At 59.2% G+C, this 24253-nt stretch carries 20 protein-coding genes and 3 pseudogenes; 9 read left to right on the forward strand and 14 right to left on the reverse strand.

Annotated features, from left to right (window positions below; all coding sequences use genetic code 11):
• Positions 1-235: 235 nt before the first annotated feature.
• Both ACI77H_RS26025 and ACI77H_RS26030 read right to left on the reverse strand, forming a co-directional pair.
• Positions 236-1756, reverse strand: coding sequence for a sensor histidine kinase (locus ACI77H_RS26025; protein ID WP_407014504.1), 1521 nt, complete (start codon positions 1754-1756; stop codon positions 236-238).
• On the reverse strand, positions 1753-2469 hold the full coding sequence (locus ACI77H_RS26030) for a response regulator transcription factor (RefSeq protein ID WP_008025429.1): 717 nt from the start codon (positions 2467-2469) through the stop codon (positions 1753-1755). The genes ACI77H_RS26025 and ACI77H_RS26030 overlap by 4 nt, the downstream gene beginning before the upstream one ends.
• Positions 2470-2619: 150 nt before the next feature.
• Here ACI77H_RS26030 and msrB point away from each other — a divergent pair, with 150 nt between their 5' ends.
• Genes msrB through msrA form a run of 3 tightly spaced genes read left to right on the forward strand, consistent with a single transcriptional unit; the run spans position 2620 to position 5687 of the window.
• On the forward strand, positions 2620-3138 hold the full coding sequence (gene msrB, locus ACI77H_RS26035; RefSeq protein ID WP_407014506.1) for a peptide-methionine (R)-S-oxide reductase MsrB: 519 nt from the start codon (positions 2620-2622) through the stop codon (positions 3136-3138).
• A gap of 34 nt (positions 3139-3172) precedes the next feature.
• Positions 3173-4948: a cytochrome c biogenesis protein DipZ gene (locus ACI77H_RS26040; protein ID WP_407014508.1), complete on the forward strand. Its 1776-nt coding sequence runs from the start codon at positions 3173-3175 to the stop codon at positions 4946-4948.
• Between the two features lie 31 nt (positions 4949-4979).
• Positions 4980-5687 (forward strand): peptide-methionine (S)-S-oxide reductase MsrA, encoded by a 708-nt coding sequence (gene msrA, locus ACI77H_RS26045; RefSeq protein WP_407014510.1) that lies wholly within the window; start codon positions 4980-4982, stop codon positions 5685-5687.
• A 16-nt stretch (positions 5688-5703) separates the two neighbouring features.
• Here msrA and ACI77H_RS26050 read toward each other — a convergent pair whose 3' ends face one another.
• Both ACI77H_RS26050 and ACI77H_RS26055 read right to left on the reverse strand, forming a co-directional pair.
• Complete coding sequence (locus ACI77H_RS26050; protein WP_407014511.1) at positions 5704-6717, reverse strand: diguanylate cyclase domain-containing protein; 1014 nt, start codon at positions 6715-6717, stop codon at positions 5704-5706.
• A gap of 65 nt (positions 6718-6782) precedes the next feature.
• A pseudogene (locus ACI77H_RS26055) lies at positions 6783-7688 on the reverse strand (LysR family transcriptional regulator).
• A gap of 102 nt (positions 7689-7790) precedes the next feature.
• Here ACI77H_RS26055 and ACI77H_RS26060 point away from each other — a divergent pair.
• A complete protein-coding gene (locus ACI77H_RS26060; RefSeq protein WP_407014512.1) occupies positions 7791-8981 on the forward strand; it encodes an aspartate aminotransferase family protein in 1191 nt (396 codons plus the stop codon).
• Between the two features lie 85 nt (positions 8982-9066).
• On the opposite strand, the gene ACI77H_RS26065 is transcribed toward ACI77H_RS26060, so the two are convergent.
• On the reverse strand, positions 9067-10983 hold the full coding sequence (locus ACI77H_RS26065; protein ID WP_407014513.1) for an alkaline phosphatase D family protein: 1917 nt from the start codon (positions 10981-10983) through the stop codon (positions 9067-9069).
• Positions 10984-11167: 184 nt separating this feature from the next.
• Here ACI77H_RS26065 and ACI77H_RS26070 point away from each other — a divergent pair, with 184 nt between their 5' ends.
• Positions 11168-11620: a hypothetical protein gene (locus tag ACI77H_RS26070; protein WP_407014515.1), complete on the forward strand. Its 453-nt coding sequence runs from the start codon at positions 11168-11170 to the stop codon at positions 11618-11620.
• Positions 11621-11797: 177 nt separating this feature from the next.
• Here the strand turns inward: ACI77H_RS26070 and ACI77H_RS26075 are convergent, their stop codons facing one another.
• From ACI77H_RS26075 to ACI77H_RS26090, 4 genes are read right to left on the reverse strand one after another with little or no spacing between them, the layout of a single operon-like run.
• Positions 11798-12019, reverse strand: a complete 222-nt coding sequence (locus ACI77H_RS26075; protein ID WP_407014517.1) for a formate dehydrogenase subunit delta — start codon at positions 12017-12019, stop codon at positions 11798-11800.
• Entirely contained in the window at positions 12016-14898 is a 2883-nt protein-coding gene (gene fdhF / locus ACI77H_RS26080; protein ID WP_407014518.1) for a formate dehydrogenase subunit alpha, read from the reverse strand. The genes ACI77H_RS26075 and fdhF overlap by 4 nt, the downstream gene beginning before the upstream one ends.
• Complete coding sequence (locus tag ACI77H_RS26085; protein WP_407014520.1) at positions 14895-16457, reverse strand: formate dehydrogenase beta subunit; 1563 nt, start codon at positions 16455-16457, stop codon at positions 14895-14897. Before ACI77H_RS26085 ends, fdhF begins: the two co-directional genes overlap by 4 nt.
• The gene (locus tag ACI77H_RS26090; protein ID WP_407014522.1) at positions 16454-16930 is read right to left on the reverse strand and encodes a formate dehydrogenase subunit gamma; all 477 of its coding nucleotides are present in this window, start codon (positions 16928-16930) and stop codon (positions 16454-16456) included. Before ACI77H_RS26090 ends, ACI77H_RS26085 begins: the two co-directional genes overlap by 4 nt.
• A gap of 408 nt (positions 16931-17338) precedes the next feature.
• On the opposite strand from ACI77H_RS26090, the gene ACI77H_RS26095 reads away from it, so the two are divergent.
• Positions 17339-18085, forward strand: a complete 747-nt coding sequence (locus tag ACI77H_RS26095) for a hypothetical protein (RefSeq protein WP_407014523.1) — start codon at positions 17339-17341, stop codon at positions 18083-18085.
• A 36-nt stretch (positions 18086-18121) separates the two neighbouring features.
• Positions 18122-18490, forward strand: coding sequence for a PH domain-containing protein (locus tag ACI77H_RS26100; RefSeq protein WP_008025469.1), 369 nt, complete (start codon positions 18122-18124; stop codon positions 18488-18490).
• Positions 18491-18595: 105 nt separating this feature from the next.
• Here ACI77H_RS26100 and ACI77H_RS26105 read toward each other — a convergent pair whose 3' ends face one another.
• The 3 genes and pseudogenes from ACI77H_RS26105 to ACI77H_RS26115 all read right to left on the reverse strand — a co-directional run bounded on the left by ACI77H_RS26105 (position 18596) and on the right by ACI77H_RS26115 (position 21292).
• Positions 18596-18964 (reverse strand): hypothetical protein, encoded by a 369-nt coding sequence (locus ACI77H_RS26105; RefSeq protein ID WP_407014525.1) that lies wholly within the window; start codon positions 18962-18964, stop codon positions 18596-18598.
• Positions 18965-19144: 180 nt separating this feature from the next.
• Positions 19145-19460 (reverse strand): annotated as a pseudogene (locus tag ACI77H_RS26110) (DUF3077 domain-containing protein).
• A 626-nt stretch (positions 19461-20086) separates the two neighbouring features.
• Positions 20087-21292, reverse strand: a complete 1206-nt coding sequence (locus ACI77H_RS26115; protein WP_407014526.1) for an MFS transporter — start codon at positions 21290-21292, stop codon at positions 20087-20089.
• A 153-nt stretch (positions 21293-21445) separates the two neighbouring features.
• Between ACI77H_RS26115 and ACI77H_RS26120 the strand changes: the two genes are divergently transcribed.
• Positions 21446-22372, forward strand: a complete 927-nt coding sequence (locus tag ACI77H_RS26120) for a LysR substrate-binding domain-containing protein (protein ID WP_407014528.1) — start codon at positions 21446-21448, stop codon at positions 22370-22372.
• A gap of 74 nt (positions 22373-22446) precedes the next feature.
• Here ACI77H_RS26120 and ACI77H_RS26125 read toward each other — a convergent pair whose 3' ends face one another.
• Complete coding sequence (locus ACI77H_RS26125; RefSeq protein WP_407014529.1) at positions 22447-23358, reverse strand: YeeE/YedE thiosulfate transporter family protein; 912 nt, start codon at positions 23356-23358, stop codon at positions 22447-22449.
• A gap of 225 nt (positions 23359-23583) precedes the next feature.
• Positions 23584-23997: a hypothetical protein gene (locus ACI77H_RS26130; RefSeq protein ID WP_407014531.1), complete on the reverse strand. Its 414-nt coding sequence runs from the start codon at positions 23995-23997 to the stop codon at positions 23584-23586.
• Between the two features lie 130 nt (positions 23998-24127).
• Here ACI77H_RS26130 and ACI77H_RS26135 point away from each other — a divergent pair.
• A pseudogene (locus ACI77H_RS26135) lies at positions 24128-24253 on the forward strand (integrase); the annotation flags it as partial.

Here is a 24253-nt window from a genome sequence, read left to right on the forward strand (position 1 = left end):
CCGACGCTTTCGCAGGCAAGCCAGCTCCTACACGGACCGTGTTCACAACACCGAACTGTAGCAGCCAGCTTGCTGGCGATGCAGGCGCCTCGGTGCCCGGAGTTTTCTGTTGAATCGGCTGCCGCCTTCGCTGGCAAGCCAGCTCCTACAGGTGAATGTCGGTGCGCGCGATATTTGTGTACGGCCCCGATCCCTGTAGGAGCCGGCTTGTTGGCGATGCAAACGCCTCGGTGTCTCAGGCTTGTCCCGGTGTATTCAGGTTCATAGAACGCTCAGCCAGTGCATTCGCCGTCTCTTCGTCCACCGGCAACGAAAAACTGAACGTCGCCCCTTGCCCCGGCGCATCCACCAGCCGAATTTCGCGGCCATGCAGCTGCAGGATCCGGTGCACGATGCGCAACCCGAGCCCGCCATCGCGCCGCGCGCCGCCGATGTTGAAGGGACGCAGGAACAACCCTTCGCGCAGTTCGGCCGCGATCCCTTGGCCGCTGTCGCTGACGGTGATTTCCACAAACTTGCCCTGCGGCACCAGACTGATATCGACGGCACCGCCCTGCGGCGTATGACGTAGCGCGTTGTCGAACAGGTTGGTCAGCACCCGCTCGATCAGCCCGAGGTCGGCGCACACCGCGGACACCGACGGCGCGAAGCTGGCCTTGAGTTGCACTTGCTGCGCTTCCGCCGTCAGTTCGAATTTCTGGAAAATATCCTGCACCAGATCGGTCAGGGAAAAGCGTTCCAGCACCGGTTGCACGAAGCCGTGTTCGAGCCGCACCAGTTCCAGCAACGATTGCGCCAGCCCGCCAACCTTGCGGCTTTGATCCAGGGCGATGCCGAGGTAGCGGCGACGGTCGACGGGGGACAACGTGGCGTCCTTGAGCGACAAGGTTTCCAGATAGCCGTGCAGCGAGGCCAGCGGTGTGCGCAAGTCGTGGGAAATGTTCGCCACCAGTTCGCGGCGTTCCTGGTCCTGGCGGGTCAGTGATCGCCATTGTTCACTGAGGCGCGCCTGCATCTGTCGGAAGGTGGCGTCGAGAATGGCAATTTCATCGTGACTGGCGGTCTTTTCCATCGGCGCCGATTCCGGTGGTGTAGCCGGGACGCCATCTATGTCGAACTGGCTGACGGTCTCGGTCAAACGACGCAAAGGTCGGGTAATCAGGGCAAATGCGGTCAGACCGGCAATCAGGCACAGCAGTGCGACTAACCCGATCGATAGCAGCGCGGTATTGAGCGCTGCACTGGTGGCGCCGCGTTCAGCCAGGCGATCGTGGTCCTCGCCGAGCAGCACTACATAGAGATAACCGGCCGGTTTTCCGTCAACTTTAAGCGGCGCGGCGCTGAACACCTTGCGCGCATCGACGCTGCGCGGGTCGTCGCCGAGAATCGGCAGAGCATCGCCTTTGAGCAGGCGCTGGATCGGCGCGAGGTCGATGCGCTCACGACGAATTCGGCCCTCTGGCGCCGCGCTGCCGACGATCTTGCCCTCGTTGTCGAGCAGGTAAACCTCGACACTCGGATTCACCTGCATCAGTTTGCTGAACAGGTCGCGCACGGCATTTGGCATCAGGCCCTGGGTGTCCATCAGCACGGTGTCGCGGGCAATGTGTTGGGCCAGATCTCGCGACAGTCCCTGCACCACCTCCTGTTCATGCATCTGGTTGGAGCGCACCTGCATCCATGCCGAGGTGCCGCAGCACACCAGCAACAGCACGGCGAACACCAGCGACAGCCGCTGTGTGAGGGTCAGCCTCATGGCTGTTCCTCCCGGGCCGCGAATTTGTAGCCACGGCCCCACACCGTGAGGATGCGCACCGGTTGTGCCGGATCGGCCTCGATCTTCGCGCGCAGACGGTTGATGTGGGTGTTGACCGTGTGTTCGTAGCCTTCATGGCTGTAGCCCCACACGGCATTGAGCAGGTCCATGCGTGAGAACACCTTGCCGGGTTGGCGGGCGAAGAAATACAACAGGTCGAACTCCCGTGGCGTGAGGTCGAGGCGGCGACCGTCAAGGGACACATCGCGGGTGATCGGATCGATGGCGAGCCCGTCCGTGATCAGGCTGCCGGCGTCCATTTTCAGGTTGCGGGCCATGGCGTCGACCCGCCGTAACAGCGCTTTGACCCGGGCGACCAGTTCGAGCATGGAAAAGGGTTTGGCCAGGTAGTCGTCGGCGCCGAGTTCCAGGCCCAGTATCCGGTGCACTTCACTCGAGCGCGCGCTGGTGATGATGATCGGTGTGTAGCGGGCCATGGCGCGGGCGCGCCGGCAGATTTCCAGGCCGTCGACACCCGGCAGCATCAGGTCGAGGATCAGTGCATCCCAGCTTCCTTGCTGCAGCATGCGCATGCCTTCATCGCCATCGGCGCAGTGCACCACCTCGAACTGCTCATCACGAAGATGCAGGCAGATAAGGTCGGCGATATGCAGGTCGTCCTCGACCACGAGGACGCGTTTGGTCGGTTCCATCAAGCTCAATCCTTCGGCGCAATGAGCGCATTGTGCGGGTTTTCCGGGGCCAGAGTTATCACGAATTGTTTAACTTCCCGTGAGGATTTGGCGATCAACCCAAGCCTAGGCTGTGTTCCATGAAAGGCACTTAGGATTTTGGAGACCGCCATGTTTTCACGACGACAATTTCTTGTAGCGAGCGGCGGGCTGGGGGTTGCAGCCCTGGCGATCGGTGTATTGCCAAAATTTGCTGCCAGCTCCGCACTGGTCAGCGAGGCCAGCGCGGCGGAGGTTTTCGAAGTGACGCACTCTGACAGCGAATGGCGTGCCCTGCTCAGTGACGAGCAGTACGAAATCCTTCGGGAAGAGGGCACTGAACGGGCTTACAGCAGTGCGCTGAACAATGAGCATCGTGATGGGACCTTTGCCTGTGCCGGTTGCGATCTGCCGCTGTTCTCCTCTGCCACCAAGTTCGACAGCCGCACCGGTTGGCCGAGTTTCTGGGCACCGCTGGACAAGGCAGTGGCAAGCCGTCAGGACCGATCCTTCGGCGTGTTGCGCGAAGAGGTTCACTGCCGACGGTGTGGCGGTCATCTCGGCCACGTCTTCGACGATGGGCCCAAACCTACCGGTCTGCGCTATTGCATGAACGGTCTGGCAATGACCTTCAAGCCGCAGGCGGCTTGATTCCTTTTTCGCTCATTTCCTGCAGGTCGACGCCATGTGGCTTCTGGTTCTCGCTTATCTCGGTGGTGTGCTGACGATCGTCAGCCCGTGCATTCTGCCGGTGTTGCCGTTTGTCTTCGCTCGCACCGGGCAGCCGTTCATGAAGAGCGGCTTGCCGCTGCTGGCGGGCATGGCGCTGACTTTCGCGCTGGTCGCCTCATTGGCGGCGGTGGGCGGCGGTTGGGTGGTGCAACTCAATCAGTACGGTCGCTGGCTCGCGCTGGTGTTTGTCGCCCTGTTCGGGCTGACGTTGGTGCTGCCGCAGTTGGCCGAACGCTTGACGCGTCCGTTGGTGGCGGCTGGCAGTCGGTTGTCGGAAGCGGCGGGTGCCGATGCGCTGCCGCGCCCCGGCGCGTCGTTTCTGATCGGTGTTGCCACCGGCCTGCTCTGGGCACCGTGTGCCGGGCCAATTCTGGGTCTGTTATTAACCGGCGCCGCACTGCAAGGGGCAAGCATCGCAACCACCCTGTTGCTGCTGGCCTACGCCGCCGGTGCCGCCACTTCCCTTGCGCTGGCGTTGATGCTGGGCGGTAAGGTTTTCGCCGCAATGAAGCGTTCCATCGGTGCTGGCGAGTGGGTCCGTCGAGGTTTGGGCGCGGCCATGCTGGCCGGTGTAGCGGCGATTGCATTGGGGCTTGATACCGGGATTCTGGCGCGGTTTTCCACGGTAACTACCAGCGGTATTGAGCAGGTGCTGGTGAGCCGTTTGGCCGGTAAGACTCCGAAAGGCAGCGGGGCGATGATGGCGAAGGCTCCGGCTGCTGACGGTGCGATGAGCGTGGCTGACAAAGCAGCGGACACACTGCCAGTCGAAGGCCAGCTTCCGCCGCTGGAGGGCGCCGTGCAGTGGCTTAACTCGCCACCACTCGACGCACAGTCGTTGAAGGGCAAGGTAGTGCTGGTGGATTTCTGGACTTATTCCTGCATCAACTGCCTGCGCACCCTGCCATATGTAAAAGCCTGGGCGGAAAAATACCGCGATCAGGGGTTGGTGGTGATCGGCGTCCATGCGCCCGAATTTGCCTTCGAGCGGAACGTTGGCAACGTCACCAAAGCCATGAAGGACCTGGGTATCAACTACCCGGTGGCCATCGATAACGATTTCAAGATCTGGCGGGCTTTCAACAACGAGTATTGGCCGGCCCACTATTTTGCCGACGCCCAGGGGCGCATCCGTTATCACCACTTTGGCGAAGGCGAGTACGCCGAATCGGAACGGGTCATTCAGCAACTGCTGCGTGAAGCGGGCGCGACGAAGGTGGCGGACGGGCTGATCAATGCGAGCGCCGAAGGTGTCCAGCTCGCGCCGGACATGAACGAAGTGCAGTCGCCGGAAACCTATGTCGGCTACCAGCGTGCCGAGCATTTTGTCGCCGAAACCCGTCTGGCGCCCGACAAGGTGACGACCTATAACCCGGCCTCGCAACTGGCGCTCAACGACTGGAGCCTGGACGGCCAGTGGCATGTCGGTCCGGAGCGGGCCACCTCAAGCGCGCCCGCCGGTCGCATTGTCTACCGCTTCCACGCGCGTGATTTGCATCTGGTGCTGGGCCCCGGCGCAGACGGCAAACCAGTGCGCTTCAAAGTGCTGATTGACGGAAAAGCCCCTGACGATGCCCACGGTACGGACGTGGCGCCCGATGGCAGTGGCAACGTTACCGAACAACGTTTGTATCAATTGGTGCGTCAGTCCGGCGCTGTCACGGATCGGACCTTCAGCATCGAATTTCTCGATCCGGGTGTCTCGGCGTATGCCTTTACGTTCGGTTGATCGCCACTTCACTGATTCAGGAGTCAGTCTCATGAAAACCCGGTTCACCTGGCGCCGTACCCTGTTGGGTCTGGCCGCCGCTGGCGTCATCGGCCAATGCTCGGCGTTCTCGCTCGGTTCTGCCGAAGACGCGGTCATCATCCCCGCGCCCACCCTCGACGAAATCACCCAGGCCCACAGCGAAACCGCCGTGTTTGCCGGCGGTTGCTTCTGGGGCGTCCAAGGTGTGTTCCAGCATGTCAAAGGGGTGAAGAAAGCGGTTTCCGGATATGCGGGCGGGGCGGCCAACACCGCTCAATACGAGCGGGTCAGCGACGGCAATACGGGGCACGCGGAATCGGTTGAAGTGACCTTCGACCCCACTCAGGTCAGCTATGGCACCTTGCTGCAGATCTACTTCTCGGTGGCTCACAACCCGACTGAACTCAATCGTCAGGGACCTGACCGCGGCACTCAGTATCGCTCGGCAATTTTTCCGGAAAACAGCGAGCAGCAACATGTCGCTCAGGCCTACATTGCCCAGCTCGACGCCGCGAAATCGTTCAACAAACCGATCGTCACCACACTGGAAACCTACAACGGTTTCTACCCGGCTGAAGAAGAACACCAGGACTTTCTGACCGAACATCCGACTTACCCGTACATCGTGATCAACGATCTACCGAAAGTGGCGCAGTTGAAAAAGTTGTATCCGGAGCGGTATCAGGAGAAACCGGTGTTGGTGAAGGCGGGGATGTGAGGGGCGAGAAAAACGCTCACCCCGAAATCACATTCTTGCCCGCCACTTTCGACCGATACAACGCCTGATCCGCCCTGGCCAGCAGTCCGGTCTGCTGTTCTTCGTCGAAGCGCTGAGCCACTCCGAAACTGAGGGTCAGTTGAAAGTCTCCCACGGGTGGCAAGTCTGCGAGGCGATGGCGAATCGTTTCGGCAAGTGTTCTGGCGTCGGCCAGCGGGGTGTTCGGCAGGACCATGATGAGCTCATCACCGCCCCAGCGCGCCAGTAAATCGCCCTCGCGGACGCAGCACTTCACACTCTCGACCACCTGCACCAACGCGGCATCCCCCAAGGCATGACCGTAGTGATCGTTGATGTTCTTGAAGTCGTCGATGTCCATGGCAATCAGCGACAGCGGCTGACGGAAACGCTGGGCGCGATCGCACTCCAGGGGAAGGGCTTTGCTCAGGCGATGGCGATTGGCGATCGAGGTCAGTGCGTCGGTTTCCGCCAGTTTGCGGTTTTCTTCGAGCTGAATCTGCAGTTGTTGATTGACCCGGGATAACTCTCGGGTGCGTTCTTCGACGATGGCTTCGAGGGACTGATTCTTTCGTTCAAGCGCTTCGAACAGGCGCTTCTTGTCTTCGATGCTGCGGTGCGCACCGACCATGCGAGCCACCGAACCGTCGGCGTTGCGGACGAGCACATAGCCGCGGTCTTCGATCCAGGTATAGCTGCCATCCTGCTTGCGGCAGCGATACTCGGCTTGATAACCGGGAGCCCGTTGACTCAGGTAGTCGTCAAACACGGCCATGACCCGTGGGTAATCCTCGGGATGCATCACCGATTCCCAAGTGAATACCGTGTTGTCGAGGGAGTGAGGCGGATAGCCGAGCATTACGTACCAGCGGGGGTTGCGGTAAACGAACCCGGTATTGGCGTTCCAGTCCCAGATGCCATCACTGACCAGTTCCAGAACGGTGTGCAGCATGTCTTCGTTCAAATCCGACAGATTGAACTTCAACGCTTCTACATCCGAGGCCCCATCCATCACCGCTCTCCCTGACTAAAGTGACCCGCCATTCGACGAGATTAGTCGATGGCGCCTTCAGCCGGCTAGTGCTTGCCCCATCTCCGCATGGCGAAGTCGACGAAACTGCGTAATTTCGGCAAACGGTAGCGATCCTGGGCGTACATCAAGGTCATCGGCCGGCTCGGCGGCAAATAATCCTGCATCAATGCCACCAGTTTTCCGTCCTCAAGGTCTTGCTCCACCAATGCATCGGGCAATAGGACGATGCCCATTCCGGTGCGCGCCGCCTAATGCAATCCCGCAGAGCTGTTGATCAGCATCGGTCCACTGACCGCCACCGCGACCTCGCCTTCAGGCCCGGCCAAGCGCCACTCCTTTTCCACCGAGTGCCAGTCATCTCCGGCCGGGTAGGCAAAGGAAAGGCAGTCGTGGTGTCGCAGGTCGTCAGGTCTTTGCGGGTTGCCCCGACGTATCAGGTATTCCGGTGATGCGCACATCGTCAGGGTGTACGCAACAAGTGGACGGGCGATCAGGTTGGTCTGCTCCATGTTGCCCAAGCGAAACGCCACGTCGAAACCGTTTTCGAGCAGGTCCGGGCGCCGGTTGGTGAGGACCACGTCCAGTTTGACGCGTGGGCACAGCAGGGCGAATTCGCTCAGCGCCGGGGCCAGTTTTTCGGTGCCGAATGTCAACGGCGCGGTGATGCGCAACGTGCCGCTTGGCTCGTCGAGAGCTTGCTCGGCCAGGCGTTCGGAGTCGGCCACCAGTCCCAGTACTTCGAGACAGCGTTGATAGTACGCGGTACCAAATTCTGTCAGTCGCTGGCGCCGCGTCGTACGGTTGAGCAAGCGAACACCCAGGCGTTGCTCCAGTGCCCGCAGATGATTGCCCACCATGGTGGTGGACATTTCGCACTGAAAAGCGGCCGCGGTCATGCTGCCGGTTTCCACCACTTTTACGTAAACGGTCATTGCCTGGAACAAATCCATTATCAAGCCCAGATTTAAAATGATTGAAGTGTTGCAGCGTTTATCCAGCTCAGATGGCTAACCATACTGCAAAAACACCGACTATTGATGGAGCTTGATGTCATGACCGCCGCCTGCCTGATGAGCACTTACCAACCTCTGGCGCTGAGTTTCAGCAAAGGCCTGGGCACACGCCTGTGGGATCAGGCCGGTCGTGAATACCTGGACGCGGTAGCGGGCGTGGCGGTGACCAATGTCGGTCACTCCCACCCCAAAATCGTCTCCGCCATCAGCGAACAGGCCGGCCTGTTGCTGCACACCTCCAACCTCTACAGCATCGATTGGCAACAGCGGCTGGCGCAGAAACTGACGCGGTTGGCGGGCATGGATCGGGCATTTTTCAACAACTCTGGTGCCGAAGCCAATGAGACCGCGTTGAAACTGGCGCGTCTGCATGGCTGGCACAAAGGTATCGAACAGCCCTTGGTGGTCGTCATGGAAAACGCCTTCCATGGCCGCACGCTCGGCACGCTGTCCGCCAGCGATGGCCCGGCGGTACGCCTGGGTTTCAATGAACTGCCGGGGGATTTCGTCAAAGTGCCATTCGGCGATCTCAAGGCGCTGGACAAGGTACAGCAGGCCCATGGCGCAAGAATCGTGGCCATCCTGATGGAACCGATCCAGGGTGAAAGCGGTGTGCAATTGGCTCCGCCCGGTTACCTCAAAGCCGTGCGCGAGCTGTGCAACCGGCGCGGGTGGTTGCTGATGCTCGACGAAATCCAGACCGGCATCGGCCGCACCGGCCAGTGGTTTGCGTTCCAGCACGAAGGCATCGTTCCGGACGTCATGACATTGGCCAAAGGCCTAGGTAATGGCATCCCCATCGGCGCCTGCCTGGCCCGGGGCAAAGCCGCCAACCTCTTCACCCCCGGCAGCCACGGCAGCACCTTCGGCGGCAATCCACTGGCCTGTCGTGTGGGATGCACCGTGCTGGAAATCATCGAAGAACAAGGCCTGCTGGAAAACGCCAGAATGCAGGGCGAACGGCTGCTGGCCAGATTGCGCACCGAGTTGGCCGATGACCCGAACGTGCTGGCGATTCGCGGTCAGGGTTTGATGATCGGCATCGAACTCAAGCAACCGATTCGCGACCTGACCCTGATCGCCGCCCGGGATCACGGATTGCTGATCAACGTGACACGGGGCAAGACCATCCGTTTGCTGCCGCCGCTGACGATTGATGAGCGCGAGGTGGAGATGATTGTCAGAGGGGTTTGTCGGGCGGTGGGTGCGGCTTCAGTTCTGACGCAGTAATGGTATCTGCACATCACGACGCGTATCTCATCGTCCTCAACGCAGACGATGCTCGCCGGTCATTTTTGAGCGAGCATCGTCAATCTTAAGCCTCAGGCGCCACCATCCGCGTCTTCGGCGACCCATCCGAATTGAGTTGATAAATCGCCTGCGGCTGTCCTTTCTCATTAAAGAACACCTGCCCGATCCCCGCGGAATTCCACAACCGCTCACCCGCCTCGGCATGCTCCGGAACATGCGGCACGATGCGCATCCGTCGGCGTTTGGTCAGCCAGTTCAGCGGTGAGCGCGGTGAGTAGAGCCAGCGATTGAGCCGGTCGAACCATTCCAGCAGCGCCGGTGGAAACTCGTTCTTGATGCCGCTGCTGGTAATTTGCCAGATCCTCGGCCCCGCCTTGCGGTGTCGGATCAGCACTTCGTAGACGAAGGAATAATGCACATCGCCCGACAGCACCACGTAGTTACCCGGTGTACGCGAGTGTCGGAAAATGTTCAGGATCACCTGCGCTGCGCCGCGATGGGCCATCCAGTTTTCGGCGTCCACCAACAGCGGATAACCGAACCAGCTGAACACCCGTTGCACGGTTTCGATCAGCTTCACGCCGAACACCGGTGCCGGCGAAACGATGATCGCCGACGGGTGATCCAGCAATTCCTGTTGCAGCTCACTCAGGGCTTCCCAATCCAGAAGACCCGAGGGCTGCTTGAGCGTCATCTCACTGCGCCAGCGTCGGGTGCGGGTGTCGAGCACCACCATGGCTGGGCGGGTCGGCAGCACGTAATGCCAGTGCTGAAACTTCAGCAGCTCATCGATCAAGGCATCCTGCACCGGGCTGTCGAGATAACCATCGTCCCCGGTCGCGCTAAAACCATCCGTCTTCTCCAGCAGCGCGCCGAACGCATCCGGGTTGTTGCCCCAGCCCTGACACAACATGTAGGCGATCAACGCGTTGCCGATGATGCGCTTGGAGAACGGATGGCCGTAGGCCGTTTCCTCCCATTGCGCGGAAAGATTCCAGTCATCGGTAATATCGTGGTCGTCGAAAATCATCAGGCACGGCAGATGCGCGAAGGCGCGGGCGACGCCGCCAAGACCGGCCTTGAAGCCATCGATGCGCGTCTGCTCCAGCGCATAACGCTCTCGACGTTCGGGAATCAATTTTGGCGGTTTGGGCGTGATCAGCGTCCAGGGCGTCGGCGACCAAACCAGCATGTACATGGCCATGACTTCCGCAAACGTCACCAGATGATTGTCGGCACTGCTGCTGGTGAAAATCGGCTTGCGCGCACCGCCGAAAAATCGCTCGCGCAGAGTTTCGTTGCTCTGCAGCGCCGGTAACAAATCCGCACGGTGGTAATAACTGGCCGCATGTTCATAGAGCTTGGCGCTGTCGCTGACCACCGCGCCTTCGAGGTGTTCGCCGAACAACCCCAGCCGCGCGATCAAGGCATGAATGGCCCGTAACATCGGCCCGGCGACATCGTCGGCGTACACCTGATCGCCACTCATCATCAACAATGCCGGACGCTCTGTTGCTGCATGCTCCGAGGCAAGCAAGCGATCAACGCAGAGCAAACCATCGGCCGCTGGGTGATGAGGTTTGCGGCAGGAGCCATGCAGCAACTGATCGATCCGCGAGCGCAAAACAAAATTCGGACAACGTGCCTCGCCATACAACAGATGCGGTGCCCACTCGGCGATGCCCGTCATCGCGTCATCAATCAGCAGGTCGTACTCGATCAGCGTGTCGCAGGGCAGGGCGGCGTCCAGCTGCACATCGATCAAGTGGATGAAGGCATGCCTACCGACGGGAACGATCGTGCATTGCCCGTCGTCGAGGCGAATGTCGCCAACACCTTGCAGACGCAACGTCAGCGACAACGCCCGGCTTCCTACGAGCCACAGCACCAGCCGCGCAGGCTCCAGCCGCCGCAGCAGGGGGCCGACCAGGACCGCTGGCAGTGAGGTGCAATCGTCAGGCAAAGGCAGTGATTCGGACATCCGGGTTCAAGACTCTTGGCGCACAGGTCGGCGATGATAACGCAGGTGGCTGCGGATGCCTGCGGTGCAATGTGTGGCAAGGGTGATGGAGGAGGTGATCAACTGCTGAATTCGCAAGGCTGGCTACAGTGAACGTGTCACGCCGTTTACGGTGTGCACAGGTATGGATTCGAGGATCATCAACATGAACAGACTTATTCTGCCGGTCCTGACGCTTATGATCGCCGCACAATCCCCGGCGTACGCGATCAACGACAAGTACCGCAAGCAACTTGAGCAGTCCGGTTGCACCCAAATGAGCGAACTTCAGGGCTGCGATATCCACAAGAGCAAAGCGGAAAACGCCAACGCCGGATTTACCAACCCAGCGGCGGACAGCACAAGCACCCAGACGCCTTATGCAGGGCAATGGGTCGCGAAGAGCGATGCCGGCGCGACCATTGCCACGATTCGTATCGATGCCAAGGAGCAGGTCTGGGTGAACGGTAAGCGGGTCAACGCGAAGCGCACTGATGGCGCGCTGCAATTCAAGCAGGGAAAGATCACCTTCACGATTCAAGGTGATCGACGGCTGACGGGGGAGGATTACTGGATGGACAGTGATGCCGGGCCCCGAGGGCCGATCGAGATCGAGTAGCCCGCCTGTGAATACGAATCCGATTCCTCTACACAAACCCTGTGGGAGCGAGCTTGCTCGCGATGAGGGCAGTACATTCAGCATGGGTGCTGACTGAACTGGCGCTATCGCGAGCAAGCTTGCTCCTACAGGTTTCAGCCAACAGGCCAAGGAGCAATCCCAAGGGATCGTGCGAACCTAAGCCTCCCAACCCGCCCCACTGACCGCCGCTTGCGCCAACGGATGCAAATCCGCCCCGTGATGTTCCGTCTGCCAGGCCAGCAATTCCTTGCGCATGCCCGGCGTCCAGTACATCTGCAGATGATTACGCACACCGAGCACGGCCACTTTCTGGTCCGGTTCAGTGGCGAAATACTGGGCGATCTGGTTGACCATCTTGATCAGGTTGTCAGTGCTCATCGGCGCACCTCCGCTTTAGCGCCACGGGCCTGACGGCGCTCCTTGAGCAAGCGGTCCTGTTCGTCGCTGAAGGCCTGATAGCGTTTTTGCCACTCGGAAGGGTGGTAGACGCGGCTGACCTCCACGGCGGTGACCTTGTACTCCGGACAGTTGGTGGCCCAGTCGGAGTTGTCGGTGGTGATCACGTTGGCCCCCGATTCAGGGAAGTGGAAGGTGGTGTACACCACGCCCGGCGCGACCCGTTCGGTGACCCGCGCCCGCAGCACGGTCTGGCCGGCGCGGCTGCCGATGCCGACCCAGTCGCCTTCGTTGATGCCACGGCTTTCGGCGTCGGTCGGGTGGATTTCCAGACGGTCTTCGTCATGCCAGGCGACGTTCTCGGTGCGCCGGGTTTGCGCCCCGACGTTGTACTGGCTGAGGATGCGCCCGGTGGTCAGCAGCAGCGGATAGCGATTGTTGACCTTCTCCTCGGTGGGCACGTAGCCGGTGAGCATGAAGCGCCCCTTGCCACGCACGAATTGCTCGATGTGCATGGTCGGCGTGCCGTCCGGTGCGGCGGCGTTGCACGGCCATTGCAGGCTGCCGTGGCGGTCCAGTTCGGCGTAGCTGACGTTGGTGAACGTCGGCGTCAGGCTGGCGATTTCATCCATGATTTCTGATGGGTGTTTGTAGTGCATCGGGTAGCCGAGGGCGTTGGCCAGGGCCACGGTGCCTTCCCAGTCGGCCTTGCCGCCCAGCGGATCCATAACCTTGCGTACCCGCGAGATGCGACGCTCGGCGTTGGTGAAGGTGCCGTCCTTCTCCAGGAACGAAGCGCCCGGCAGGAACACATGGGCGAACCTGGCGGTTTCGTTGAGGAAAATGTCCTGCACCACCACGCACTCCATGGCCGACAGCGCCGCCGTGACGTGCTGGGTATTCGGATCGCTCTGGGCTATGTCCTCGCCCTGGCAATACAAACCTTTGAAACTGCCGGCCAGCGCCGACTCGAACATGTTCGGAATGCGCAGGCCCGGATCGGGTTGCAAGGTGACGTTCCACGCCTGCTCAAACTGGGTCCGTACCACCTCGTTGGAAATGTGCCGGTAGCCGGGTAACTCGTGGGGGAAGGAGCCCATGTCGCAGGAACCCTGCACGTTGTTCTGTCCACGCAGCGGGTTCACGCCCACGCCTTCGCGGCCGATGTTGCCGGTGGCCATGGCCAGGTTGGCGATGCCCATGACAGCGGTGCTGCCCTGGCTGTGCTCGGTGATACCCAGGCCGTAATAGATCGCTGCGTTGCCGCCGTTGGCGTACAGACGGGCCGCCGCACGGATATCGGCAGCGGGTACACCGCAGATCGGGCCAAGCACTTCCGGCGCGTTTTCGGCGCGGCTGACGAACTCGCTCCAGCGGGCGAAATCGCTGCCCTCGCAACGGGCGTCGATAAAGGCCTGGTCTTGCAGGCCTTCGGTGATGATCACATGGGCCAAGGCGTTGAGCATGGCGACGTTGGTGCCCGGCCGCAGGGCCAGGTGCAGCGCGGCGCGGGCATGCACCGAGTCCACCAGATCAATGCGCCGTGGGTCGATAACGATCAGCCGCGCACCTTCGCGCAAACGGCGTTTGAGCTGCGAGGCGAACACCGGGTGGGCGTCACTTGGGTTGGCGCCCATCACCAGAATCACGTCGGCCTGCATCACCGAGTCGAAACTCTGGGTGCCGGCGGACTCGCCCAAGGTTTGTTTCAAGCCATAACCGGTCGGCGAGTGGCAGACCCGAGCACAGGTGTCGACGTTGTTGTTGCCGAACGCGGCGCGCACCAGTTTCTGCACCAGATAGGTTTCTTCGTTGGTGCAGCGGCTGGAGGTGATGCCACCAATGGAGTCGCGGCCATATTTTTGCTGCAACCGACGGAATTCGCTGGCGGCGTAGGTCACCGCTTCATCCCAACTGACTTCCTGCCACGGGTCGTTGATGTGACTGCGGATCATCGGTTTGGTGATGCGATCCGGGTGAGTGGCGTAGCCCCAGGCAAAGCGCCCTTTGACGCACGAGTGGCCATGGTTGGCCTGGCCGTTCTTGTCCGGAACCATGCGCACCAGCGTGTCGCCTTTCATCTCGGCGCGGAACGAGCAGCCCACGCCGCAATAGGCGCAGGTGGTGATCACGCTGCGCTCCGGCTGACCCAGTTCGACCACGCTTTTTTCCATCAGCGTCGCGGTCGGGCAAGCCTGCACACAGGCGCCGCAGGATACGCATTCCGAATCGAGGAAGTTATCGCCACCGGCGGCAGCCACGCGGGACTCAAAGCCACGCCCGGTAATGGTCAGCGCAAAGGTGCCCTGGGTTTCTTCGCAGGCGCGCACGCAGCGGTTGCAGACGATGCACTTGCTCGGGTCGTAGTCGAAGTAGGGGTTGGACGTGTCTTTCTTGTCGTCCAGATGGTTCTCGCCTTCATAGCCGTAACGCACCTCGCGCAGGCCGACCTGACCGGCGACAGTTTGCAGCTCGCAATTGCCGTTGGCCGAGCAGGTCAGGCAGTCCAGCGGGTGATCGGAGATGTACAACTCCATGACGTTGCGCCGCAGGGTCGCGAGCTTCGGCGTCTGCGTGTGCACGGTCATGCCTTCGGTGACCGGCGTGGTGCAGGACGCGGGGTAGCCGCGCATGCCGTCGATCTCCACCAGACACATGCGGCAGGAACCGAAGGCTTCGAGGCTGTCGGTGGCGCACAGTTTCGGAATCGTGGTGCCGAGCAGCGCGGCGGCGCGCATCACCGAAGTGCCCTCGGGCACGCTGATGCTGCGGCCGTCGATGTTCAGGGTGACTTGCACGTCGCTGTCGCGGTGCGGGGTGCCCAGGTCGATATCGGTTTTCGGGTCGAAGAGAGTAATCATTGCTCGGCCTCCGAGGGCTGCAGACCGAAGTCGGCGGGGAAGTACTTGAGGGCGCTGGCCACCGGGAATGGGGCCATGCCGCCCAAGGCGCACAACGAACCGTATTGCATCGTGTCGCACAGGTCCTTGAGGATGATCGCCTGTTCATCGCGACCGTCCTGATCTGGCGCGGCCAGCAAGCGATCGATGACCTCAACGCCGCGCGTCGAGCCGATGCGGCATGGCGTGCATTTGCCACAGGATTCCTCGGCGCAGAATTGCAGGGCGAAGCGCGCCATGTGGGCCATGTCCAGCGTGTCGTCCGCCACCACCACGCCACCGTGACCGACCATCGCGCCGATGCCGGCGAATGCTTCGTAGTCCAGCGGCGTGTCGAATTGCGACGGTGGCACCCAGGCGCCGAGCGGGCCACCGACCTGAGCGGCTTTCAGCGGCCGGCCACTGGCGGTGCCGCCGCCGTAGTCTTCCACCAGTTCGCGCAGGGTCAGGCCGAAGGCGCGTTCCACCAGGCCGCCGTGGCGGATATTGCCGGCCAACTGGAAGGGCATGGTGCCCAGAGAACGGCCCATGCCGTAATCGCGATAGAACTGCGCACCTTTGGCCAGAATCAGTGGCACCGAGGCCAAAGTCAGCACGTTGTGCACCAGCGTCGGCAGACCAAACAGCCCCTTCAACGCCGGGATCGGCGGCTTGGCGCGGACAACCCCGCGCTTGCCTTCGAGGGAATCCAGCAATGCGGTTTCCTCACCGCAGATGTACGCGCCGGCACCGACTCGCACTTCCATATCGAAGGCCTGACCGCTGCCGCCGACATTGGCGCCCAGGTAACCGGCGGATCGGGCAAGGTTCAGCGCCTGACGCAAAATGGCGACGGCGTCCGGGTATTCCGAGCGTACATAGATGTAGCCGTAAGTGGCGCCGACGGTAATGCCGGCAATCGCCATGCCTTCGATCAGCAGGAAGGGGTCGCCTTCCATCAACATGCGGTCGGCGAAGGTCCCGGAGTCGCCTTCGTCTGCGTTGCACACAATGTATTTCTGCTCAGCCTGGGTGGCGCGCACCGTGCGCCATTTGATCCCGGCGGGGAAGGCTGCGCCGCCACGGCCACGCAGGCCCGAATCGAACACTTCCGTTGCGGTTTGCTCACCACCAACGCTCACGGCCCTCGTTAAACCCTCGAAACCGCCATGGGCGCGGTAATCGTCCAGCGACAGCGGCCGGGTGATGCCGGCGCGGGCGAACAGCAGGCGTTGTTGCGATTTGAGATAAGGCAGCTCTTCCACCAGACCCAGGGCCAGTGGGTGAGCGGATGGATCGCCTTTTAAGTCATCGAGCACCGACGGCACATCGGCAGCGGTCAATGGCCCGAAACCGATCCGGCCTTGCGGGCTGTCCACTTCCAGCAGCGGTTCCAGCCAATACAGACCGCGCGAACTGGTGCGCTGCAATTCCAGCGGCCGATTGCGTTCCTTGGCCGCAGTGATCAGGGCCACCGCCACCTCATCGGCACCCACGGCACGGGCCAGCGAATCAGTGGGCAGATACAGAGTTGGCATCATGCGTCCTCCCGGCAAGCGTCGAGCAAGGCATCCAGACGCTCAGCGCTGAGCCGCGCATGCACCCGGCCATCCAGCTCCAGAGCGGGCGAACAGGCGCAGGCACCGAGGCAATACACCGGGCGCAAACTGATGCTGCCGTCGGCGCTGCTGCCGTGGTCATCCAGTTGCAGACGTTCGCGCAACTGCGCGGCAAGCTCTTCGGCACCACGGCTTTTGCAGGACTCAGCCCGGCACAGCCGCAGGATATGCTTGGCCGGTGGCGAGGTACGGAAGTCATGGTAAAAGCTGATCACCCCGCGAACCTCGGCCTGACTCAGATTGAGGGCATGAGCAATCTCGGGGACGGCCACATCGGGGATGTAACCGATGCGTTCCTGAATATCGTGAAGGATGGGCAATAGTGCACCCGCAGAGCCTTTGTGGCGCTCCAGCAGGCTGTTGACCAAAGGCAGGTGCAAACTCTCATCAGGCATTCAGCAATCCTCACGGTCACGGACAAACCAGGCGGTCGTCGTTCGTCCGAAAGTGTCGGCTGCGGCACTCACACCACGTCACGGTATCGTGGCATTTTCAGGCCGGTGGCCAGGGCACCCTGAATGGGCATCTTGTTGTACCCGGCACGGTCTTCGCCGCACCTCAATAAGGGCATAAAAGGCAGATTGCCACGCGGCTGTTGAATTGACTGCACCAATGCGACGTGTTCGGTTCTATCCACGACCTCTTATTGAGTCTAGAAGAATGTGGCCGGCGTGGAGGTTTCAGGATGCATGCACAGCGGATCGTCGCAGGGAATATCGGCTTTCCCCTTCTCTGCCAGTGGACGGCAAGGCGGCAAAACAGTAGCGTTGCGCCACTTTCATCAACTTTGTAACGGACTACACATGGCCACTGTCGCTCGAGCCTCGCGCCTGTTCTGCGCAATCACTTTCGCCGTCGTGATGACCCCGGCGCTCGCCGGCCTGTCGAGTGAAACCCCGACATACGCCTGGGACGGCTACCTCTCCGATTGCCAGAAATTTCTGCAGGTGGTGGCCGAGGTGCAGGCCGGGCGCCAGACGCCCAAAGAAGCTACTCCCGCTATCAAGGCGTATCTGAGTACCTTTGAGTTACATCGCTCCTACCTATCCCAGTCAAGCCTTGGCTCCCCCGAATACGCTCGTTGTGAGAGCGGCGTTCCCATAGCGAAAGAGATCGCGGACAAGGGCGAAATTGAATACAGCAAAGACGTGGACGAGTATCTCGCGCAAGCCCAGACCAAACACCTGGCCTCCCCGGCATACAAGCGCGCTCGCTCTCTGGGCTTCACCGACGTCGGCGAAATCGGGCAACTCGACCGGCACGCCGAGGCGGATGGTGAAGCGAATCTGAAGACCTTGATGATCAGAGTCGATTCTGGTTGCGGCGGAAATTTCCGCGCCGCGAAATACGTCAAACCTTATGTGATCTACACCGTCGGTCCTGATGATGGCTGCGGCATTAACCGGAACGTCGCCGTGCTGGGTGGCAAAGTCCCGGAGTGGGGTGAGTACATTGATGACGAAGTGGTTTATCAGTACGTGGGATGGAAGAAACTGCCTGGTCAGGATGGATTCCCCGTCAACATTCGAGTCGTGAAAGTGGTGAAGTAATCCGCAGGGATTTTTCTTCGAACGGAGGATGGGCAGATGATCGACTTCAACAACAAAGGCTTCTTCAAACTCAAGCAAAACGAAGAATACGCAGAACGCGTCAGTGCACTGTTGCTGGAAGGCGAGCACGTCATCGACTCGTACAAATCCATGCGCGACGGCGTCGTCTTCACCAACAAACGCATCATCGCCGTCAACGTCCAGGGCATCACCGGCAGCAAAAAAGACTTCACCTCGCTGCCCTACAAAAACATCGTCGCGTACTCGGTGGAAACCTCCGGTACGTTCGACCTGGACTCGGAACTGGAAATCTACTTCTCGTCACTGGGCAAAGTGAAATTCGAATTCACCGGCCGGACATCAATGGTAGAAATCTCCAAACTGATCTCCCAACACCTCCTCTAGTCCCAATGCTCAAAAGCCCCGAAACCCCGGGGCTAACCCACAACCCCTGTAGGAGCGAGCCTGCTCGCGATAGCGCCAAACCAGCCACCACCAACCCAAAGGCACTCACCCAGAAACCAAATACGACCAAGCCTGCCCAAGCACAACCGCGCCAACAAAAACACTCACCGCCCCGGCAAACAAATGCCGCAGAAACAGATCCTCCGGCTGCTCAAGCCTCGCAATAAGCCACATCCATGTCCCAACCAACGTGCCAAACCCAGCCATAATCGAATACAACATAAATGGCTCGTCCGGCGTCCAAGTCCCGCGGGCGATATGGGTCAATTGCTCCACCACCAGCCCGACAATACTGCCGCACCCCAACCCCGCCAGATTCGCCAACCACACATTCAGGGTGCCACGACAGCGCACCACCCAAACCCACATCCCAAAAAATGCACCGTTAATAGCCAGCCAGTAGAACAACATCATTCACTCCACTCCTTGGCTAAAAAAATCAGGGCCAACACCCCCCTCCAGACAACCCCAACCCCTGTAGGAGCCAGCTTGAACTGGCGATAGCGCCAGACCAGCCAACATCACCACCGAACGACTGCCACCATCGCAAGCAACCCGCCCCCACAGCCTTCCTACCTTATCGACTGACGGCTACTACCCCTCAGCCTTCGCCCCCGCCCGCTTGGACCCCGACAAAGAATCCCGATCCCGCGTCAGCACCTTCACAGCATCATCCACCAGTGCCTTACTCATCAACGTCAAATAATGCGCAGCCCAGGCGTGGCGGTCAGTGTCTTTGGCGTAGGCAGCATATTCATTCAGTGAGCGTCTTGGCGAGGAACAGGAAATCGGAAGCCATGGACAACGCTTCGCCGAGCGGGACGTCGCGGGTGACGTGGAATAGGGGTTGATCGCCGCAATAGATGGCGGGGGTCAGGCCGATGGTTTTGAGTTCGGGTTGGTTGGTCATTGGCCGCCTCCGGTAACGGGGAGGCGATGGGGGAGGGGGGAAGTGTTACGCGATTGGGGATTGTATAGAGGGGAAAGCCAAATTGTGTACGGATTGATGCTGCGCATTATCAGACTCCTTGATATGGGGAGCTGCCACGTTCGTTACCACACGAATGGGTGACAGCTGTGCGCAGGGTGGAAAACCGGGAATCAAGGAAACCGGCACGCCCGAAGACGCCCCACGCACAGCCGCCATAACTCACGCCGCAGGCATAAAAAAAGCGCCGGCAGACGTGATGGGGGCGCTGTGAGCACTGAGATGAGCCTTCATGTGCTCGCCTACAACCTCAAACGAATGATGAGCATCTTTGGCATCGCAGGACTGCTTGAAGCGATCAGGGCGTGTAACCAGCCGCTTGATCGTCCGTGAGTGGCTGTTTTGGCCGCTGACGCGACCCAAACAGCATTACGAACGCCTATCTAGCTGAACTAGGGCAATTTGCGCTTTCGCCTGCTGGTTTCTCAGGCAACGCACGCAACTCTCAGTTTTCGACGTATTCAGTGCGTTCACACACAGCCTGGACCCAAAGCGGAAATTTTTAAGGTGATTTTTTGATTCCTCATCGTCTTTCTCATTGCTGCCCTTCAATCAGCATCCGTATCCGTTGTAGCGCTCAAATTGGAAGCTCCCAGGAGGTAAAACATTCCACCTGCAACAATGAAGAGCGCCAGCATGTAGAAGATGAAGTGGGGAGGCCGAGTCGCCAATACGACTCCGCAAAGCACCGGCCCCAGCGCCGCGCCGAGGTTGGACAGGTTTTGTGCTCCGTAATACATGCCGCGCAGGTTGTCCGGAGCGATTTTGTCGATGAACATGTACTCGGCGGGGAATACGATGATCTCGCCGACCGTGAAGATGGCCATGGAAATGACCCAGAGCAGAATAGAGGTCGATAGGGCAAAACCCGCCAACCCCAACATGAACATGCTCAGTCCAGCGGCCAACCATACATTCAAGTGTCTGTGGGAGATCTTTCTGCCTATGGAATATTGCAACCCGATCACCATCAGCGCGTTGGTCGCCACAACGGTACTGATGATCTGGTAGGTGGATTCTGGCGTAGTAGTGACCACCAGATACTGCGAGAGGTAAGCGGTAAATTGGCCAAAGACCACCGCACTGAGCAGCCCACCAAGGGTGAAACACACCAACCGATAATCCTGGAGTAACAGTTTTCCCACGGCCAGAAACGGTATAGGTTTCTGAGCTGAATCGGTGGCGTCCAGGTCTCTATTGCCCCAAACCAAATAGATGAAGATGAATCCTGCTCCAAGCCCGGCTGATAACAGGAATGGCAAGCTGATATCCAGTTTGGCCATCCCGGCGCCAAGAAACGGGCCGACGGCATACCCGATATTGGTCAGCGTATATTTGATCGAGAAAACTTCGCTGCGATCAGTGACGGGAAGCAGGCTGCCAAATCCTGATTTAACCGCGATATCAATGACCGCATAAGCCAGGTTGATCAGTACCAGGCAGCTGTAGAACAGCCAAAGATCGCGAGCCAGAAACGTCCCGAGAAACCCCAGCGTGAACACGCCACTGAAGGCCAGGATCAGCCGGTAACCCGACATCTTGTCGACCAGAAAGCCACCGTAAAGACTCAATAACGACCCGATGATCAGTGTGCTGCCAATAACCAGGCCGATATCGGCGACGCTCAAACTGAAACTGCCGGAAAGGTAAATGACCAGATAGGGCAGGGTGATTGCTCGCGCCAGGGTCAATATCAGGGACGCCGACAGCAGCAAATTTATTGTTGTCGGATAGTTTTTTAGCGTGGTCAGCATCCTTGCCTCATCGTTCAGCAGGTTATTTTTATAGTGTTCGTCAGTCGCAAAGTGTTGATTGATGCGCGAATCAAGCTTACTGGGGAATTGTGTTCTGATTTATGATGTTTTTTATCGGATTGACAGAACTCAGTTCATGAATGCGGGGCGTCCATGTTTTCCTCCGAACGATTAAAGGGCATTGATGTATTTGTCTGCGTCGCCGACTCCGGGAGCTTCAAAGGCGCTGCCGAGCGGATGAGTCTGACGGCTTCGGCAATCAGTAAAGGGATAGCTCGATTAGAGAGCAGGCTTGGGACTCGGTTGTTCCACCGAACAACTCGAAGCTTGTCACTGACTGATGCGGGGGTTGCATTCTATCGCACATGCACAGGTGTGCTGGCTGACCTCGAAGAGGCTGAGCTGTCCCTACTTGCCGAAAACACTGAGCCTCGTGGCAGGATTCGCATTGACCTTCCAGGTGCATTCGGCCGCCTGCAAGCGCTTCCGGTTATTCTGCGATTTTCCCAGGAACATGCGCTGCTGCTCCCGCACATTTCGTTTTCCGACCGTTTCATCGACCCTATCGAGGAAGGTGTCGACATCGTCGTACGCATCGGTGGTTCGGACGTTTGGCCCGCCGCATTGGAACACCGTTACCTGGGCAGTGAGTGGCATATCTTCTGTGCATCTCCCGCATATTTGAGTAAGCACGGTACACCCGTGGCCTATCGCGATCTGGAGCAGCATCAGTGCGTCGCTTACGGCTGGGCGGATGGAACGATTAGCCCTTGGCGTTTTTCAGGAAAGCACCCGGGCGAAATTGAACGCAGGGCGATAGCCGCAAAGTTCGTTGTGGGAGATGGCGAAGGTCTGGTGATCGCGGTATCGGCGGGATGCGGGATCGCGCAGTTACCTTCATGGTTGATCAAACGTCAGCTCGAAGAGGGTACATTGGTTGAAGTGCTTCCCCACTTGGCAACCGATGGCCTGGCGATCAATCTGATTTGGCTAAAGAGCCGTCAGGCGCTTCCCAAGGTCAGTGCATTATTGGAGGCACTTGCCGCTGGTTTGGTGCCGTCTGCTAGCAAAATCCAATGACCGCTTTGGGCCGATTTCTGTCTGTCATCACTGTCTATATTATTGAGTCGAAAGCGGAACCATCTTGAGGGTGTTCAATTCGTAAAGCGTTTTTTGCACCACAATGACACCAGAATGCCTGTGGCAATCGACACCATTGGAATGCTTGAAGCAACGCTCAGTGTTGGAAACACCAACAGTATTTGCGAGTCGTTACCGCCGAGCATCATCGAAGCCCCAATCCCCATCAAAATACCCGCCAACAAATGAACGCCAGCCTTTGATGGGGTAAAGGCCTCGAAACGGAACATTTTCCTGTACACGGTAAAACTCAGCATGCCCGCCAGCAACATGACAAACACAGCAATACGCCGGGCGCTGATTGCCATATCGGCTTGCCAGAACAACTGCGAAACATTGTAAAAGAACACACTCGGTGTCCATAACGGCTCGAACGTATAGAGCGCACTCGTCAACGCACCCAGCAGCATGCTGGAGAAAACCAGGTGCTTATTACCATGTATGCAGACCAAAAAAATCAGCACCAGCGCCACTACACCGATCAACAGCCAGTAATGGCGGCTGGAAATTTCCGGCATCAAAATGGTCTTCTGTTCGGGCATCATGCGCATGTAATACCAGAGCACGATCCCCAGGACCCAGCCGATCATTGTGAACAGTTTATTGAAATTGCCACAGGCAAACCTGGTCAGCGTACCTACGCTGCAACCGTTGTTCAGCACCGATGCCACCCCGAACAACAAGCCTCCCGAAACCAGTAAAGGATAGGAAATACCCGGCGAGTACAGCGGCAGGCTGACCTCGGAGAAACGATAGAGCGGGGCCAGCAGCAACCCGAACAATCCACACGATGTCAGTGCCACAAACAACGTCGGGCGCCCCGCCAGCAATTGTTCGCTCGCTTTGACAAGGCACATGCCCATGCGCTGCGAAACCCAGCCAATCAGGAACGCTAATACCAACGCCATCAATAAAGAGAAAACCATGTTCGTGCGCCACCGCTGATTTGGATGGACCGGGCCCTCACCAAGTATTAGCGTAGCCCTCGATCAGGCTACCTGTGTATCGGACACAGTCGTAAGCTGACGGTCGCTTTGTATCGCCCTCTGGTTTCGTAGAGGTTGAATGACTGCTCCTGGCCGATTTCTGCCTGTTGCGAGGGGTAGAAAACGGACCCAAAGAAGACGTCGAGGGCTATAGTTTTATGCCGCTCAGAAAACGATTTCGCATCTTGCTTCAACGGCCTGTAATCGTAATGTCAGACCAGACTCGAAGCGCATGACAAGGTGATGATCTGGTTGAATCTTATCCGTGAGGTAGAAGGCTTGTGTCTCGGCGTCGGACTCCACCGCACCAATCGAATGAACAACACTACCGTCGCCGTCATCTGGGTTTTCATCCCGCCCATTCGCTGAAAAGTAGTCGACCTCATGGAAGCTGATAGTAATCTTGCGTGGTTCCCCGGTAGGCACCCAAGCTTCAGTCCGTCGAGTAAAGCTAAGTACTGCCGACCGACCCGCGATGTCGTAATTGATGGCGCTGGCTTGGTAGAAGTTATGCAGATCATACGTACGGTCGTGAATCTCAACCTCGATATGCCCGAACACGAAACCATGAAATTGCATGGATTAGCCCTAATGATCTACCGGTAGGCGTGCATCGTACTGCATCGTCGCAATGGCCTCCGGCCGAATAGCGACCACCACTCATTGTGACTGATCCACCCTTTTCCTCCCTGAACGTGGAGGACAAGCCATGAACACTATTGCTACATACAGCCATCAGCCTTGGAGCAAGGGAAAGATTGTCGGGCAGAAAGCCCCGCTCCGAGTCAGGGATATCTGGGCAATCCGAGTAAGACTCCACCTTGCTGAGAAGACA

The sequence above is a fragment of the Pseudomonas sp. O230 genome (assembly GCF_045447035.1).
Classification (GTDB): Bacteria; Pseudomonadota; Gammaproteobacteria; order Pseudomonadales; family Pseudomonadaceae; genus Aquipseudomonas.